Origin of the sequence: Sphingomonas echinoides, from assembly GCF_029623395.1 — a bacterium.
Lineage (GTDB): Bacteria > Pseudomonadota > Alphaproteobacteria > Sphingomonadales > Sphingomonadaceae > Sphingomonas > Sphingomonas echinoides_A.
The window spans coordinates 41563-57685 of record NZ_JAPYKK010000012.1; the positions used below are offsets into that span (position 1 = coordinate 41563).

Annotated in this window: 17 protein-coding genes and 1 pseudogene; 12 read left to right on the forward strand and 6 right to left on the reverse strand. The window is 66.5% G+C overall.

What is annotated here, in order from left to right:
* Positions 1 to 5 precede the first annotated feature (5 nt).
* Positions 6 to 317 (reverse strand): putative quinol monooxygenase, encoded by a 312-nt coding sequence (locus QBJ92_RS09360; RefSeq protein WP_277969420.1) that lies wholly within the window; start codon positions 315 to 317, stop codon positions 6 to 8.
* Between the two features lie 139 nt (positions 318 to 456).
* Here QBJ92_RS09360 and yajC point away from each other — a divergent pair, with 139 nt between their 5' ends.
* From yajC to QBJ92_RS09385, 5 genes are all read left to right on the forward strand, one after another.
* Positions 457 to 798 (forward strand): preprotein translocase subunit YajC, encoded by a 342-nt coding sequence (gene yajC, locus QBJ92_RS09365; protein WP_277969421.1) that lies wholly within the window; start codon positions 457 to 459, stop codon positions 796 to 798.
* Positions 799 to 802: 4 nt separating this feature from the next.
* A complete protein-coding gene (secD, locus tag QBJ92_RS09370) occupies positions 803 to 2389 on the forward strand; it encodes a protein translocase subunit SecD (RefSeq protein WP_277969422.1) in 1587 nt (528 codons plus the stop codon).
* A gap of 13 nt (positions 2390 to 2402) precedes the next feature.
* Complete coding sequence (secF, locus tag QBJ92_RS09375; protein ID WP_277969423.1) at positions 2403 to 3356, forward strand: protein translocase subunit SecF; 954 nt, start codon at positions 2403 to 2405, stop codon at positions 3354 to 3356.
* Positions 3356 to 3736 carry an Mth938-like domain-containing protein gene (locus tag QBJ92_RS09380; RefSeq protein WP_277969424.1) on the forward strand — a complete coding sequence of 127 codons (381 nt, stop codon included), beginning with the start codon at positions 3356 to 3358 and terminating at the stop codon, positions 3734 to 3736. The genes secF and QBJ92_RS09380 overlap by 1 nt, the downstream gene beginning before the upstream one ends.
* Before the next feature lie 92 nt (positions 3737 to 3828).
* Positions 3829 to 5010, forward strand: a complete 1182-nt coding sequence (locus tag QBJ92_RS09385; RefSeq protein WP_277969425.1) for a DUF3089 domain-containing protein — start codon at positions 3829 to 3831, stop codon at positions 5008 to 5010.
* Here QBJ92_RS09385 and QBJ92_RS09390 read toward each other — a convergent pair.
* The 4 genes from QBJ92_RS09390 to mutM form a co-directional block, all read right to left on the reverse strand.
* A complete protein-coding gene (locus QBJ92_RS09390) occupies positions 4996 to 6168 on the reverse strand; it encodes a glycosyltransferase (RefSeq protein WP_277969426.1) in 1173 nt (390 codons plus the stop codon). The two genes, QBJ92_RS09385 and QBJ92_RS09390, sit on opposite strands and share 15 nt — an antisense overlap.
* 93 nt (positions 6169 to 6261) lie before the next feature.
* On the reverse strand, positions 6262 to 7665 hold the full coding sequence (dnaA, locus tag QBJ92_RS09395; RefSeq protein ID WP_277969484.1) for a chromosomal replication initiator protein DnaA: 1404 nt from the start codon (positions 7663 to 7665) through the stop codon (positions 6262 to 6264).
* A gap of 468 nt (positions 7666 to 8133) precedes the next feature.
* Positions 8134 to 8397 (reverse strand): 30S ribosomal protein S20, encoded by a 264-nt coding sequence (gene rpsT, locus QBJ92_RS09400; RefSeq protein WP_277969427.1) that lies wholly within the window; start codon positions 8395 to 8397, stop codon positions 8134 to 8136.
* Positions 8398 to 8504: 107 nt separating this feature from the next.
* Positions 8505 to 9314: a bifunctional DNA-formamidopyrimidine glycosylase/DNA-(apurinic or apyrimidinic site) lyase gene (mutM, locus tag QBJ92_RS09405; protein WP_277969428.1), complete on the reverse strand. Its 810-nt coding sequence runs from the start codon at positions 9312 to 9314 to the stop codon at positions 8505 to 8507.
* A gap of 56 nt (positions 9315 to 9370) precedes the next feature.
* Between mutM and QBJ92_RS09410 the strand changes: the two genes are divergently transcribed.
* The 4 genes and pseudogenes from QBJ92_RS09410 to coaBC all read left to right on the forward strand — a co-directional run bounded on the left by QBJ92_RS09410 (position 9371) and on the right by coaBC (position 14079).
* Positions 9371 to 10102, forward strand: coding sequence for a class I SAM-dependent methyltransferase (locus QBJ92_RS09410; RefSeq protein WP_277969429.1), 732 nt, complete (start codon positions 9371 to 9373; stop codon positions 10100 to 10102).
* Positions 10103 to 10241: 139 nt separating this feature from the next.
* Positions 10242 to 11774, forward strand: a complete 1533-nt coding sequence (gene ubiB, locus QBJ92_RS09415; protein WP_277969430.1) for a 2-polyprenylphenol 6-hydroxylase — start codon at positions 10242 to 10244, stop codon at positions 11772 to 11774.
* Entirely contained in the window at positions 11765 to 12901 is a 1137-nt protein-coding gene (locus tag QBJ92_RS09420; protein ID WP_277969431.1) for a hypothetical protein, read from the forward strand. The genes ubiB and QBJ92_RS09420 overlap by 10 nt, the downstream gene beginning before the upstream one ends.
* Positions 12898 to 14079 (forward strand): annotated as a pseudogene (coaBC, locus tag QBJ92_RS09425) (bifunctional phosphopantothenoylcysteine decarboxylase/phosphopantothenate--cysteine ligase CoaBC). Before QBJ92_RS09420 ends, coaBC begins: the two are co-directional and overlap by 4 nt.
* Positions 14080 to 14131: 52 nt before the next feature.
* On the opposite strand, the gene QBJ92_RS09430 reads toward coaBC, so the two are convergent.
* Positions 14132 to 14359 (reverse strand): DUF3072 domain-containing protein, encoded by a 228-nt coding sequence (locus tag QBJ92_RS09430; RefSeq protein WP_277969432.1) that lies wholly within the window; start codon positions 14357 to 14359, stop codon positions 14132 to 14134.
* A 144-nt stretch (positions 14360 to 14503) separates the two neighbouring features.
* Between QBJ92_RS09430 and dut the strand changes: the two genes are divergently transcribed.
* Genes dut through QBJ92_RS09445 form a run of 3 tightly spaced genes read left to right on the forward strand, consistent with a single transcriptional unit; the run spans position 14504 to position 16106 of the window.
* Entirely contained in the window at positions 14504 to 14953 is a 450-nt protein-coding gene (dut, locus tag QBJ92_RS09435; RefSeq protein ID WP_277969433.1) for a dUTP diphosphatase, read from the forward strand.
* Positions 14950 to 15342, forward strand: a complete 393-nt coding sequence (locus QBJ92_RS09440) for a hypothetical protein (RefSeq protein WP_277969434.1) — start codon at positions 14950 to 14952, stop codon at positions 15340 to 15342. The genes dut and QBJ92_RS09440 overlap by 4 nt, the downstream gene beginning before the upstream one ends.
* 11 nt (positions 15343 to 15353) lie before the next feature.
* Positions 15354 to 16106 (forward strand): HesA/MoeB/ThiF family protein, encoded by a 753-nt coding sequence (locus QBJ92_RS09445; RefSeq protein WP_277969435.1) that lies wholly within the window; start codon positions 15354 to 15356, stop codon positions 16104 to 16106.
* Positions 16107 to 16123: the final 17 nt, after the last annotated feature.

Consider the following 16123-nt stretch of genomic DNA (forward strand, 5'->3'; position numbering starts at 1 on the left):
ACGGATCAATCGCCCATCAGGGTCCGAGAAAAGCTGCCTTCCCAGGTCTTTACGCTCATATCCACGATACCGAGATCGCGCAGCGCGCGACCGAATGCCTTTTGGTGCTCGGCATGGCCATGCGCGGCCAAAGCATCCTCCGTGGTCCACCGTTCGGCAATGCGGATCACGTCGGGGTCGGCGACGTCGAACGAGAAGGCGTAGAGTTCGCAACCCTCCTCCTGTTCCACCCGCGCGACGTGGGCGACGAGCAAGTCCTTGATCCGGGCGGCATCCCCGGGAGCGGTCTTGATGTGTCCGAGGACGAGGATGGTCATGGTCGCGTCTCCTGAAGTCATGATCCGTTGCACCGGCGCGCGTGAGATGATAGCGCGCGCTGCTTGTAGCGGGACGTCTTCGTCCCGCAATCCCGCATGTCCCTTGTGTACAGGCGGGCCAGCTTTACCAAGGTAGCCCATGTTCGCCACCCCAGCATTCGCCCAGACCACCGGTGCCGCCGCCGGCCCCGATGGCTTTCTTTCGCTGCTCGTCAATTTCGGCCCGCTGCTGCTGGTCTTCGTTGCGTTCTACTTCATGATCCTGCGCCCGCAGCAGTTGCGCGCGCGCAACCAGGCGGCGGCGATCAACGCGGTCAAGAAGGGTGATTCGGTCGTGACCGCGGGCGGCATCGTCGGCAAGGTGACCAAGGTCGAGGAACGCTTCGTCGAGGTCGAGATCGCGCCGACCACGCGCATCCGCGTCGTCAAAGCGACGCTCGCCGAAGTGACGCCGCTCGGCTCCAAGCCCGCGAACGACTGATCCGATGCTCGATTTTCCCCGCTGGAAGGTCATTTCGATCTTCGCTTTCCTCGCCGCGCTGATGGCGCTGGCGATCCCGAGCTTCCTGCCCGAGTCGGTCACCGACAAATGGGGCGCGTTCCCGCATCCGCGGGTCAACAAGGGGCTCGATCTGGCGGGGGGCAGCTATCTGCTGCTCGAGGCGAATACCGACGAGCTGGTGAAGAACCGGCTCGAGGCGATGCGCGAGCAGATCGTCTCGCAGATGGCGGTCGGCCCGGTCATTCCGATCGGCGACATCGCCACCGACAACGGCAAGCTGAGCTTCATGCTGCGCAACGTGACGCAGCTCGATGCCGCGCGGGAACGGCTTAACAAGCTGACCGGCGGGGTCGGGCTGACCGGCCAGCGTGACTGGGACTTGCAGGTCGTCGATTCGTCGCGGATCGTGATGACCCCGACCGAGGCGGGCATCAACGCGTCGATCAAGGAAGCGATGGCGACCGCAACCGACGTGGTGCGGACCCGTATCGACAAGCTCGGCACCAAGGAGCCGACGATCGTCGGCCAGGGCACCAACCGCATCGTCGTGCAGGTGCCGGGGTTGAAGGACCCGCAGGCGCTGAAGGAGTTGCTCGGCAAGACCGCCAAGCTCGAGTTCAAGATGGTCGCGGACCAGACCTATGTGCCGGGCGGGATCATCCCCGCGGGCACGCAGGTCCTGCCCTATCCCGAGGGTGGACCCGGCGCGAAGATCCTCGTCAAACGCCAGGCGATCATCACCGGCGACCAGCTGCTGACCGCGAAACAGTCGTTCAAGCAGGAGGACAACGCCCCGATCGTCGACTTCAGCTTCAACTCCGAGGGTGGTCGCAAGTTCGCGGAAATCACGCAGGCGAATACCGGCAAGCGGTTCGCGGTGATCGTCGATGACGCGGTCATCTCGGCGCCGCGGATCAATACGGCGATCCTTGGCGGCGCTGGCTATATCGAAGGGTCGTTCACGGTCGAATCCGCGAACAACCTCGCGATCGCGCTGAGCTCGGGCAAGTTGCCGATCTCGCTGAAGGTGGTCGAGGAACGCACCGTCGGTCCGGATCTGGGTCAGGAATCGATCAACGCGGGCGTCCGCGCCTCGGCGATCGCGGTGATCCTCGTGATCGTGTTCATGGTGCTGACCTACGGTCGGTTCGGCTTCTATGCCGACTATGCGGTCATCATCAACGTCGTCGTCATCATGGGCGTGCTGGCGCTGCTCAACGGGACGCTGACGCTGCCGGGGATCGCGGGCTTCGTGCTGACGATCGGTACCGCGGTCGACGCGAACGTGCTGATCAACGAGCGTATCCGCGAGGAACGCCGGCGCGGTCGCAGCGTGATCCAGTCGGTGGAGCTCGGGTATAAGGAAGCCAGCCGCACGATCTTCGAGGCGAATGCGACGCATGCGATCTCGGGCGTCATCATGCTGATGCTGGGCTCGGGTCCGGTGAAGGGCTTCGCGGTCGTGCTGCTGATCGGCATCGCCACCTCGGTGTTCACCGCCGTCACCTTCACGCGGATGCTCGTGGTGTTGTGGATTCGCCGCAACCGCCCGACCGACATCAACATTTGATCGGCCAGACACCATGCGCCTGCTGAAAATCGTTCCGGACAACACCAACCTTCCCTTCGTTTCCCTGCGCAAATGGGCGTTCGGGTTGACGCTGCTGCTGTCGATCGCCGCGCTTGCGCTGGTGTTCACCAAGGGGCTCAACCTCGGCGTCGATTTTGTCGGCGGGCTGATGATCGAGGAGAAGTTCGCCTCCCCGCCGTCGCTCGACAAGCTGCGGACGACGATCGATAATCTCGAGCTGGGCGAAGCGCGGCTCCAAACGGTCGGCAACGACAATACCATCTCGATCAAGCTTCCCCCGCCCAAGAGCAGCGACGAAGGTGCGGCCAACCGCATCGTCCAGCAGGTCCAGGTGGCGATCTCGCGCGATTTCCCAGATGCGCGCTTCTCGCGGCAGGATTCGGTCAGCGGCAAGGTCTCGGGCGAGCTGATCTGGAAGGGTATCCTCGCGGTCGTGCTCGCGGTCGTCGGGATCGGGCTGTTCGCGATCTTCCGGTTCGAATGGCAGTTCGGCGTCTCGACGGTCGTCGCGATCGTCCACGACGTGCTGATGACGCTCGGTTTCTTCGCGCTCAGCGGGTTTGAGTTCGACCTCAACATCGTCGCCGCGGTGCTGACGATCATCGGCTATTCGATCAACGACAAGATCGTCATCGATGATCGCATCCGCGAGAACATGCGCCGCTATCGCAAGATGGACATGTCCGCGATCGTCGATCTGTCGGTCAACGAGACGCTGCCGCGTACGGTCATGACCTCGGTGACGATCCTGCTCGCACTGTTCGCGCTGCTGATCTTCGGTGGGCCGGTGCTGCGCGGGTTTACCGCGGCGATGATCCTCGGCATCTTCGTCGGCACCTATTCGTCGATCTACGTGTCGTCGTCGCTGCTGATCTCGCTCGGGCTGCGGCCCGATCCGAGCCAAGCCGAGCCGGTCGCCCCCGTGAACCAGCCCAAGACGCGCTGATGCAGATCGACCGCGCCAGCGGGACTGGTCCGGCGATCACCGGCTTCTCGCCCAACGGCTACAAGGTCGAGGCGGGGACGTTTCGGGGCGTGTACCGCGCGCTGACGATCACGCCCGAGGCGGTTGCGGAATGGGATGCACCCGCGCTCGAAACGCTGACGCCGGAGTCGCTCGCGGGCCTGCTGCACGTCGAGCCACGGCCCGAGTTCCTGCTGCTCGGCACCGGCGCGACGATGCGGCGCCCCGCCCCCGCCTTCGTCCGCGCGCTCGAGGCGCAGGGCATCGGCGTGGAGGCGATGGACAGCCGTGCGGCGGCCCGTGCCTGGGCCGTGCTGCGCGGAGAGGGGCGCTGGGTGGTCGGCGCGCTCTATCCGCTTTGATCGACTGACTCGCCGCGCTATTGGTTTCGCAGGACATGCGTTTGCCGGACGGTAGCTCCCTGGCGAGGCGCGAGAAGGTCGGGACCGTATCGATGAAATCGCTTGCCGCCATCCTGCTGGCTACTGCCGCCCCGACCGTCGCGACGGCGCAGTCCCCAGCCCCGGCCACCACGCAAGCCGCCCCCACATACACCAACCCGGACGAGTGGCTGTGCCGCCCCGGCCGCACCGACGCCTGCTCGGCGAACCAGGACGCGACGATCATCCGCGCCGACGGGACTCGCACGATCGAACGCTTCGACGCCGACGAGCACCCCAAGTTCGATTGTTTCTACGTCTATCCGACGGTTTCGGCCGACCCGACCCCCAATAGCGACATGGCCGCCGGCCCCGAGGAAGTCGCCGTCGCAACCAGCCAGGCGGCGCGCTTCACCAAGCATTGCCGCGTGTTCGCGCCGTTATACCGCCAGATGACGCTGGTTGCGCTGCGCGAGGCGCTGCAGGGCAAGCCGATGCCCGACATCCGCGCGCGCGCCTTCGCCGATGTGAAGGCCGCGTGGGAAGAATATCTCGCCTATGACAATCACGGCCGCGGCGTCGTCCTGATCGGCCACAGTCAGGGTGCGGGGCTGCTCAAGGACCTGATGGCGCGCGAGATCGAAGGCAAGCCGGTCCAGCGCCAGATCATCTCGCTGATCATCCCCGGCACCAATGTCGCGGTTCCGATCGGCAAGGATGTCGGGGGCGATCTCAAGTCGACGCCCATGTGCCGCAGCAACAAGCAAAGCGGCTGCCTGGTCAGTTACGTCAGCTTCCGCGCCGATTCCCCGCCGCCCGAGTTCAGCCGCTTCGGGTCAGTCGACCAGCCCGGAATGACCGCCGCTTGCGTCGATCCCGCCGCGCTCGACGGGCAGTCCAAGCCGACCGACGCATATCTTGGTGCCGCGGGGGCCGGAATGGGCAGCGCGCGGCAAGGCCCCTGGAGCCAGGACGGGGCACCGGTCACCACCCCCTTCGTCAAGGTCCCCGGCCTGATCAGCACGCGCTGCGTCACCGCCGGGCGGTTCCGCTATCTCGCGGTGACGACCAATGCCAACCCTGCCGACAAACGCACCGACACGATCGTCGGCGAGATCGTCCGCGACGGACGCCCGCTCGCGGCCTGGGGGCTCCACCTCATCGACATGCCGGTCGTGATGGGCGATCTGGTCGAACTGACCGAGGATCAGGCGAAAGCGTGGCTGGCGAAGAACCCGCCCTCACCCGCGGGCTGACACGATCCCCGCGAGATGCGCGTGGAGCGCGGCGGCGTTCGCCGCCCAGGTGAAACGCGCCGCGCCACGCCGGACCGCGATCGGATCGATCGCTTCCGTCAGGACGGTCGATAGGCCGGAAGCGAACCCCTCCGGGGTGCGCGCGACGATTCGCCCATAGGCGCGATCGGTCATCACTTCGTGCGCGCCGCCAGCGTCGGCGATGACGATCGGTGTCCCGCACGCGAGCGCCTCTACCCAGGCGTTCGCCAACCCTTCCGATTCGGACGCGAGCGCCATCACATCCGCCGCCGCGAGCAATGCGGGGAGGTCCGCGTGCGGGACGGCGCCGAGCAACCGGACGCGGTTGCCAAGCTTCCGCGCCGCAGCCCGCGCGGCGAGCGCCGCCCGCTCCGGGCCGTCGCCCACGATGATCAGCGTGGCGTTGGGCAAGTGGGCGAGCGCGTCGATCACGATGTCATGACGTTTGCGCGGGATGAGCGCGCCAAGCGAGACGATCAGCGGACCGGAGACGCCGAGCGCAGCCTTTGCCGACGCTCGTGGCCGTGGCGCGAATCGGTCGAGGTCGACGCCGGTGTGGTGAACGCGAATCCGGTCGCCCGGCATGCCGAGCGCGATCATGTCGTCGCGCATCGCCTGCGAGACCGCGAGCATCCCGTCCGCCGCGCAGCCTGCGGCAAGCACGCGCTGTGCGGTGGACCGACTGCGCCCCCAATGATGGATATCCGCGCCGCGCGCCTTGATCGACACCGGCACCCCGAAATGCCTGCCGAGCGCGATCGCGGCGGGGCCGTCCGGGAAGAAGAATTCGGTGTCGATCACGTCGAACGCGAAGTCGCGGCGGATCGCCCGCAGGACCGGGATCAACGCGCGCGTTAGCGCGGCGGCATGAAACCGACCGCCGGTCCCCGGGATCGTCAGGAAGCGCGGGCGGCGCACGTCGAGCCCGCGCCACGTCTCCTGCCGCGGCAAGTCGACCAGCCCGCCGAAACGCGCATGTACCGACAGTGGCCACGGCGGCAAGCCGACGGGGGCAACGACGCGGAGGTCGACATCGTCGCGCGCCGCCAGCCCGATCGTCTGGCGTTCGACGAACACCCCGAAATTGGGGCGCGTCGCATCGGGGAAGAGGGTCGACAGGGTCAGGACGCGCAGCATGCACCGTCGCTAGCGCGCTTTCGATAACGAAAGGTGTGCTGCCTGCCCCTTTGGCGATCGCCTGGCGGTCCCGGTCGCGCCGGGACCGCTGGCTTAGCCTTCCAGCTGCCGCAGCAACGTGCGGACCGAGCTGTCGATCTCATGGTCCTTGTCGCGCAGATCCTCGATCCGGCGGACCGCATGGATCACGGTCGAATGATCCCGCCCGCCGAATTTGCGCCCGATCTCGGGGAGCGACCGCGTGGTCAGCCGCTTCGCGAGGTACATGGCGATCTGGCGTGGCCGTGCGACGACAACCGCACGGCGTGCCGAGACCAAATCGATCGGCTTGATTTCGAAGTGCGCGGAGACCGCCTTCTGGATCTCGTCGATCGTGACCCGGCGTTCGGCCCCGCGCAGCACGTCGCCGAGGGTGGCGACCGCGAAATCGAGGTCGATCTCAACGTTGCTGAGCTGCGCATATGCGACGACGCGGTTGAGCGCGCCTTCGAGATCGCGGATGTTGGCGGTGATCCGCGATGCGAGCAGGTCGAGCACCGGCGCGGGCACGCGTGCATTGGGCATGTCGACAAGCTTGCGGTCGAGCACGCGCCGCCGCAGCGCCAGATCCGGCGCCTTGATGTCGGCGACGAGACCGCACGACAGCCGCGAGGTGATCCGCTGCTCGACACCGTCGAGGCCCTGCGGGCAGCGATCGGCCGAGATGACGAGCCGCTTACCGGCACCCATCACTTCGTTCATCGTGTGGAAGAATTCTTCCTGCGTCGCATCCTTGCCCGCGATGAACTGGAGATCGTCGATCAGCAGCAGATCGGCGGCGCGCAACCGCGTCTTGAACGCATGCGTCTCGCGCGTGCGGAGCGCCTGGACGAATTCGTACATGAACCGCTCGGCCGACATCAGCAGCGCGCGCGCGCCGGGGACCGCCATGAGATAGGCGGCACCGATCGCGTGCATCAGGTGGGTCTTGCCCTGCCCCGTGCCGCTGTGGAGGAACAGCGGGCTGAACCGCGGTGCCCCCGGCTGCGCCAGTGCGACCGCCGCATTGTACGCGACGAGGTTCGACGGATCGACCACGAACCGGTCGAAGGTGAACCGCGGATCGAGCGACGGGCGCTCGATCGTCGGCACCGGGTCCGCCGGTGCGATATTGGCGGGTGCGGGGAGCGTCTCCACCGTCACCACCTGTGCCGAGCGTGCGAGCGTTTCGATCGAGACGCTGCGCACCGCCGGGATGAGCACGCGGAATTCGTGCAACAACCGGTCGGCGTAATGATTCCGTACCCAATTTGTCATGAATGCCGACGGCAACCCCAGACGCACCGCGTCCAGATCGCTTCCGGGAATCAAAACGATCGGCTTCAGCCACTGGTCGAACAACCGTACGCCCGAAGACTCGCGGAGATTCGTACGGACCGTGGCCCATGCCTGCGCAACCATGTCGTCCTGCGTCTCGCTGGCGCTATGGTTGTTCGCGATCGCTACCCCCTGCCCCAAAGATGCCACGACAAAACCCTTCCTTCGCCCCCCGGCCAAACCAGCGGGGCGTTACTGTAAAACGGACAAAAACCCCCACAGCCGGAATCAAGTCCGCCTGAACGTGCCATTCGAATTGAGTCGCGAGACGATCGTCTGCGCGGTGAGGGACCAGTTATGAAGAAGCACCCGAGTCTATCAATCCCTGCCCCAGTCAGATTTCTGAAATAATCAGGATTGACTCGGATTCAGCCAAGGATTCACGTCAGAAATCTTACAATCCTTTGAGATTGCTCAATTTTTGATCGTTACACTTCCGTGAAGGTTATGCGAATCGCGGTAAATGCGGGCTTTCCCAGAACGGGACGGCGCAGGTTCTTGCGATGTTCTTCCGGGCTGGAAAATACACCTTTCGGACGATGCCGAAAGCACGACAAAAAGCCCGCCGGACAGGGTCCGGCGGGCGAATTGATTACGCGAACGAAGGGTTCAGGCGAGCGCGGTAAGGCGCTTCGTCAACCGTGCGAACTTCCGCGACGCGGTGTTCTTGTGCAGTACGCCCTTGGCGACGCCGCGCATCAGCTCGGGCTGAACCTGCAGCATCGCAGCAGACGCTGCTGCCTTGTCGCCGGACTCGAGTGCCGCTTCGGCCTTCTTGACGAAGGTGCGAATGCGGCCAACGCGGTTGCCGTTTACCAGTGCCCGTGCAGCGTTGCGACGGATACGCTTTTTCGCCTGTGGCGTGTTCGCCATGAAGCCCTCTGACTTTAGAAATAAGAAAGGGCGGGAGATGTCTCCCGGCCCCGGAAGCCGCTGCCCTTACCGAGAAGGATATCGTCGGTCAATCACTTTGCGCAGGATTAGCGCTGACAGGTGGGGCACCAGAAGGTCGACCGCCCCCCTTCGGCATAGCGCTGGACCAGCCCGCCACAGGCGCAGGGCTGCCCTTCGCGGCCATAGACCGCGAACTGCTTCGAAAAATATCCGAGCTCGCCATCGGGCTTGGCGTAATCGCGCAACGTCGATCCCCCCGCCTCGATTGCCGCCAGGAGAACGGTGCGAATCGCGGGCACGAGTCGCTCGAGCTTCGCGCGCGAGACCTTCCCCGCGGCGCGCTTGGGCGAGATGCCAGCGAGGAACAGCGCCTCGCACACATAGATGTTGCCCAGCCCCGCGACGATCCGCTGGTCGAGCAGCATCAGCTTGATCGACGCGATCCGGTCTTTGAGCATCCTGTGCAGATACGCAGCGGTGAGATCCGGCCCAAGCGGTTCGGGTCCGAGCGCGAGGAACGCCGGAAACGCCGCGAGCGCCGCGGTCGGGACGAGATCGACCGAACCGAACCGTCGCGCATCGTTGAGCGCAAGCCGGTGCCGGGCGGTTTCGAGAATGAGATGATCGTGCGTCAACAGCTCGACCGGATCGACTCGCCAGCGCCCCGACATGCCGAGGTGGAAGATCATCGTGTCGCCGCGATCGGTATCGATCAGCCCGTATTTCGCGCGGCGACCGAGCGCGGTGACGGTCGCGCCGGTCAGGCGTTGCCCGAGATCCTCGGGGAAGGCGCGGCGCAGGTCGGGGCGGCGGAGCTGCACCGCGGTAATGCGCTGCCCCTCGAGTACCGGGCGCAGGCCCCGCACGGTGGTTTCGACTTCGGGCAATTCTGGCATCGCAATCAGCTAGGTTGCGTTTGCCCGCGCCACAAGCACTGGCTAGAGCGGGCGGCATGAACGATACAGTCTCCTTCGGCTACGAAGACATCCCCGCCTCCGAAAAGACCGCCCGCGTCGGCGGCGTCTTCTCCAGCGTCGCCTCACGCTACGACATCATGAACGATGCGATGTCGGGGGGCATGCACCGCGTGTGGAAGGACCGCTTCGTCCGCCGTCTCAAACCGCGTGAGGGCGAGCAGATCCTCGACATGGCGGGCGGCACCGGCGACATCGCCTTCCGTATCGCCGAGTCCGGCGCGAGCGTGACGGTTGCGGACATCAACCCGCAGATGCTCGAAGTGGGCATGGAGCGCGCGGCCAAGCGCGGGATCGACGGGTTGGTGTGGACCGAGGCGAACGCCGAGACGCTGACCTTCCCCGACCGTTTCTTCGATGCGTACACGATCGCGTTCGGGATCCGGAACGTGACCGACATCCCCAAGGCGCTCCGCGAGGCGCACCGCGTGCTGCGGCGGGGCGGGCGGTTCTTCTGCCTCGAATTCTCGACGACCGTGTGGCCGGGGTTCGCGGACGTGTATGACGCCTATTCGCACAAGGTCGTGCCGCAGCTCGGCAAGCTGCTCGCGCAGGATGCGGACAGTTATCGCTATCTGATCGAATCGATCCGGCGCTTCCCCGACATGCCGACCTTCGAGCGGATGATCCGCGATGCGGGGTTCATCCAGACCGGCGTAGAGCCGATGCTCGGCGGGTTGGTCGCGATTCACCACGGCTGGAAGATTTGATGGGGCCGACTCTCAAAGCCCCTCCCCTTCAGGGGAGGGGTTGGGGTGGGGCCGTAGCGGGCGCAGCCGCCCAATTCGGCGCGACCACCCAGCACTGCCCCACCCCCGGCCCCTCCCCTGAAGGGGAGGGGAGCAAAGCATGACCGCGCCTGCTGTTCATCTGTGGCGCTTGCTTCGCTGGGGTCGCACGCTTGCGCGCCATGGCGCGTTGCAAGGGATCGAACGTGATCCCAACACCCCTGCCCCCGTCCGTCGTCTCGCCCGGATCGCGCGGTTCGGGGCGCGCGTGCCAAAGGTGCCGCGCTATGCCGATGCGCTCCAGGCGATCGGCCCCGCCGCGATCAAGCTCGGGCAGACGCTCGCGACTCGTCCTGACATGGTCGGCGATGCCGCCGCGCTCGACCTGATGCGGTTGCAGGATGCGCTGCCCCCCGTCCCGTACGAGACGATCCACGCCGCGCTGACCCGCGCGTTCCAGCGCGACCCCGCCGAGCTGTTCCAGTCGATCGAGCCGGTGCCCGTCGGCGCCGCGTCGATCGCGCAGGTCCACCGCGCGGTGACGACCGACGGCCGCACCGTCGCGATCAAGGTGCTGCGCCCGGGCGTCGAAGAAGACTTCACCCGCGCGATCGACACTTACGAATGGGCCGCAGCGCAAGTCGAGGCGATGGGCGGCGAACTTTCGCGCCTGCGCCCGCGCCTGACGATCGAGACGTTCAAGCGCTGGACCGCGCGCGAGCTCGATTTGCGGCGCGAGGCCGCGTCGGCGTCCGAACTCGCCGATTCGATGCAGGCGGAGCCAGACTTCACAGTTCCCAAGATCGACTGGCAGCGCACCACCGGCAAGGTGCTGACGCTCGAATGGATCGACGGTATCAAGCTGTCGAACCGGCCTGCGCTGATCGCGGCGGGCTATGACCTGCCCAAACTTGCCGACACGCTCGTCCACGCGTTCCTGCGGCAGGCGATCGCGGAAGGATTCTTCCATGCCGACATGCACCAGGGCAATCTGTTCGCTTTGCCCGGCAACAAGATCGCGGCGATCGACTTCGGCATCATGGGCCGGATCGACCGGCGCGCGCGCGTCTGGCTGGCGGAGATCCTCTACGGGCTGATCACCGGCAATTACAAACGCGTCGCCGAAATCCATTTCGAAGCAGGCTATGTGCCGTCGCATCACAACGTCGCCGAGTTCGCGACGGCGCTGCGCGCGGTCGGCGAGCCGATGCGCGGGATGGCGGTGAAGGACATGTCGATCGGGATGATGCTCGACGGGCTGTTCAACATCACGCGTGACTTCGACATGCAGACCCAGCCGCATTTGCTGCTGCTGCAGAAGACGATGGTGATGGTCGAGGGCGTCGCGACCAGCCTCGATCCCGAGATCAACCTGTGGGATGCCGCCGCGCCGTTCGTGCGCGAATGGATCCGGACCGAACTCGGGCCGGAAGCCGCCGTCGCAGACCGGATCGTCACCGATCTGCGCACCTTCGCCCGCCTGCCCGACCTGATCCGCAACATCGAGCGGCGGTTCCCGGATCCGCCCGGCGCGCCGCCCGAGCCGCCCTTGCGGCATATCGAGATCGTCCGCTTTGGCGGGTGGCGGTACGCGGTCGTCGCGATCGTCAGTGCCGCCGCGAGTCTCGGCGCCGGGTGGATGCTGTGGGCGTAGCCACGCCCCCGCCGGTCACGACTCGCACACCGCTGTGGCTCACGCTGCCGTCGCGCTTCAACGCGCTGACGCGGGTACAGGCGCTGTGGACGCTGGGCCTGCTCGCGCTGTTGCTGACGGCGACGCTGCTCGCGCTCGCGGCGCCCGGCCCCGGGGCGGGACATGACGGCGCATCGGTCGCCGACGTGCAGGGCGAGGTCGTCCCGTACGAAACGATCGTATCGGGCATTCGCGGCGGCGGGGATTATTACACCGTCACCGCCAACGCCTTGCGGCGCGGCGCCTATCCGCTGCGGCCGTTCCTCACCTTCCGCCTGCCGGGGCTCGCGGTGATCGAGGCGCATGTTCCGCCGCTGGGGATGCAGGCGATCCTGTGGGCGCTGATCGCGGGGACCGCCGCGGCGCTGTTTCTGCGGTTGCGCCCAGCCTTTATCGGACCGATCCCGCTCGCCTCCGCGATGCTGTTGCTCGCCGCCGGGATGGTGGCGTTCGTCCAGAACGGGTTGATCGCGGTTCACGAAGTCTGGGCCGGGCTGCTGATCGCGCTGTCGCTCGCGCTGCGGCGCGACGATCGCTGGGTTGGCGCAATTTCGTTCGGGCTGATCGCGATGCTGATCCACGAAACCGCGGCATTGTATGTCGCGATCATGGCGATCCTCGCGCTGCTGGAAGGCAACCGGCGTGAAGCGTTCGGTTGGGGCGCGACGCTGTTGGTGCTGGCGGCCTCGCTCGCCTTCCACGCGCACGCCGTGTCCGAGGTGGTTCGGGTGACCGATCCAATGGCGTCCGAGGGGGCGGGATTGCTCGGCTTCGGGTTCTTCGTGCGCGCGATGACAGTGTCGACCGCGCTGGCCGCCCTGCCCGTCGCGCTGGCCGCGCCGCTGGTGGGGCTTGCGCTGTTCGGCTGGGCCAGTTGGGCGGAGCCGCTGGCGCTCCGCGCGCTGACGGTGTTCTGTGGTTATGCTGCGTTGCTCGGGGTGTTCGGGCGCACCGACACCTATTATTGGGGGTTGATGATCGCGCCCCTGCTTCCGATCGGCCTCGCCTTCGCGCCGGATGGTCTTCGCGATCTGGCGGCGCGCGCGCGGGACCGTCGCCGGATCATCGTCAAAAGGCTGGTGCGATGAAGATCCTGCTGATCATCGGGGGCGGCATCGCGGCCTATAAGGCGAGCGAACTGATCCGGCTGTGCCGCAAGGCCGGGATTTCGGTCAAATGCGTGCTGACCGCGGGGGGCGCGCATTTCGTGACGCCGATGACGCTAGCCGCATTGTCCGAAAATCAGGTGCATACCAGCCTGTGGGACCTGAAGGACGAGGTCGAGATGGGGCACATTCAGCTCAGCCGCGAAGCCGATCTGGTCGTCGTCGCGCCCGCGACTGCGGACTTGATGGCCAAGATGGCGGCGGGCATCGCCGACGATCTCGCGACGACGCTGCTGCTCGCAACCGACAAGCGCGTACTCGCCGCGCCTGCGATGAACGTACGCATGTGGCAGCATCCCGCGACCGTGCGCAACGTCGCCACGCTGCGCGGCGACGGCGTGACGGTGCTGGACCCCGACGAGGGTGCGATGGCGTGTGGCGAGTTCGGCCCCGGACGCCTGCCCGAACCCCCTGCGATCCTGGCTGCAATCCAGCGGATGCTTGGCACCTGAATGGCGGACGGAATGACCCTTGCGGGACGGCACGTGCTTGTCACCGCCGGGCCGACGCATGAGCCGATCGACCCGGTGCGGTATCTGGCCAACCGCTCGTCCGGAAAGCAGGGGTTCGCGATTGCGGCGGCGCTGGCGGCGCTCGGTGCGCGCGTGACGCTGGTGGCTGGCCCGGTCACCCTGCCGACTCCCGAGGGTGTCGACCGGATCGACGTGGAAACCGCGCTGGAGATGGCGGCGGCGGTCGAGGCGGCACTGCCGGTCGACGTCGCGGCGATGGTGGCCGCGGTGGCGGACTGGCGCGTCGAGGGCTCTGCACAGAAGATAAAGAAGGGCGGTGAAACGCCTGTCCTGCGATTGGTCGAGAATCCGGACATTCTTGCGACGCTGGCGCGCAGTGCGCAGCGCCCGACGTTGCTGATCGGCTTCGCGGCGGAGACCGAACGCGTCCTCGAACACGCCTCGGCGAAGCGGGAGCGCAAGGCCGTCGACTGGATTGTTGCGAACGACGTATCGGGGGACGTGATGGGGGGTGCCGCGAACACGGTGCACCTGATCACGCAGACCGGTGTCGAGAGTTGGGAGCGCATGCCCAAGGATGCGGTTGCTTCCCGGCTAGCAGAGCGGATCGCCGCAGCCCTGGTATAAGACTCGCGCTGCCGCCGTCCCCGGTCCGGGACGACGGCAGCATGCGATCGGCTTAGTGGCCGACCTTCTTCTTCAGTTCGTCGATCATGATCGACGCATCGGCCTTGCTCAGGTCCGCGCTCGGCGCGTCGACCTTGGCTTCTTCGGCCAGCGTGGTGAGGTAGGACGCCTGCGCGCCCGTCATTGGATCGCCGCCCGAGACCCAATCGGCTGGATCCTTCTCGGTGTTCGAATCGGGATGTTCGTCCAGTTTCGGGTTGTGGAGCGTCTCTTCGGCCATGATGGGTCTTCCTGTGTTTCTCGTATGTTCTCAACCCGCAAGCGCGTTTCAGGTTCCGCACATCGTGCCTAGAACGCCGGACTTTAGGCGAGGAAAGATCGACGCGGGTTCGCGCGGCGGCGAACGCGCGCTAAGGGTGACCGCATGACGACACTTCCGATCACAATCCAGTTGAAGACCCTTCCCCACGGCGAAGGGCTCCCCCCGCCCGCCTATGCAACTGAGGGCGCCGCCGGCATGGATGTCGTCGCGGCCGAAGCGGCGACGCTGCAACCTGGCGCGCGCGCGGCAATCGCGACGGGCTTTTCGATTGCGATCCCGCCGGGGTTCGAGGTGCAGGTTCGTCCGCGCTCGGGGCTTGCGCTGAAGCATGGCGTGACCTGCCTCAATACGCCGGGAACGATCGATTCGGACTATCGCGGGGAGGTGAAGGTGATCCTGATCAACCACGGACAGGACGCGTTCGAGATCGCGCGGGGTGACCGGATCGCCCAACTCGTCCCCGCCCCGGTCCAGCGCGCGAGGCTGGAAGCGGTCGACGTTCTGGACGATACCCAACGCGGCACTGGGGGTTTTGGATCGACGGGACGATGATCGCTGCACTTCTCCTCCAGGTTGCGGAGGCGCCTTCGGGGCCCCCGCCGCTGCCCTCGGATTGGTCGGCGCTGCCGACGCTGCCCTATGTCGCGCCGCGTCAGGCGACCCCGCAAGTCACCGCCTTTGTCTCGCGCGAAATTGCTGCCGGGCGCTGTGTCGCGCAACGGCCGGCCGACGGGCATTATGTCCTGCCGGTCGAGGTCGCGACGCTGGTCGGCGTCGATGGTAGCGTCCGGCGCGTCGTGCCGCATGCGATCGCCTGCCCGACGATCGAACAATATGCCGCTGGTCTCGTATCCGGTTTCGCGCGCGGCAACGTCGCGCAGTTCAAGCCGGCCGCCGACACTTGGTATCGCACCACCATCGTGTTCGACTGGCACGGATGACACAGGCAGGGATGACGCCCCTCGAAGACGCCGAACTCGACCGCTACGCCCGCCACATCGTCCTGCGTGAGGTCGGCGGCGCGGGTCAGATGCGGTTGAAGGCAGCCAGCGTCGCGATCGTCGGCGCCGGCGGCATCGGCAGTCCGGCGATCCAGTATCTCGCTGCGGCGGGCGTCGGTCGGCTGGTGATCATCGACGACGATCATGTCGATGTGTCGAACCTGCAACGCCAGACGCTGTTCGGCGACGCGGATGTCGGCGTAGCGAAGGTCGCCGCCGCCCGCGCCGCTGCGCTGCGGATCACGCCGCACGTCGCGGTGGAAACGCGCGGGGAACGGCTCGACGCCGGGAATGCGGCGACGCTGCTCGCGGGCGTCGACGTGGTGCTCGACGGGACCGACAGTTTCGCGACGCGCCTCGCGGTGGCTGATGCCGCGCACGCCTTGCGCATCCCGCTCGTTTCCTCGGCGGTCGGGCAGTTCGAAGGGCAACTCGGCGTGTTCCGCGGCTGGGAGCCGGACAAGCCGTGTTACCGCTGCTTCGTCGGCAGCGCGCAGGACGCTGCGGGCGACACCTGCGCCGAACAGGGCGTGATCGGCGCGATGACGGGGGTGATGGGCAGCCTCGCCGCGCTCGAGACGCTGCGCAGCATCGTGGGCTTCGGGGAGGACAGCGCGGGCAAGCTGTTGCTGGTCGACGCGCTTGCGTTCCGCTTCCGGACGCTCACACTCCCCAAGGACCCGGGATGTTCGTGCTGCGGTTAGCCTGACTTTAAGCGATG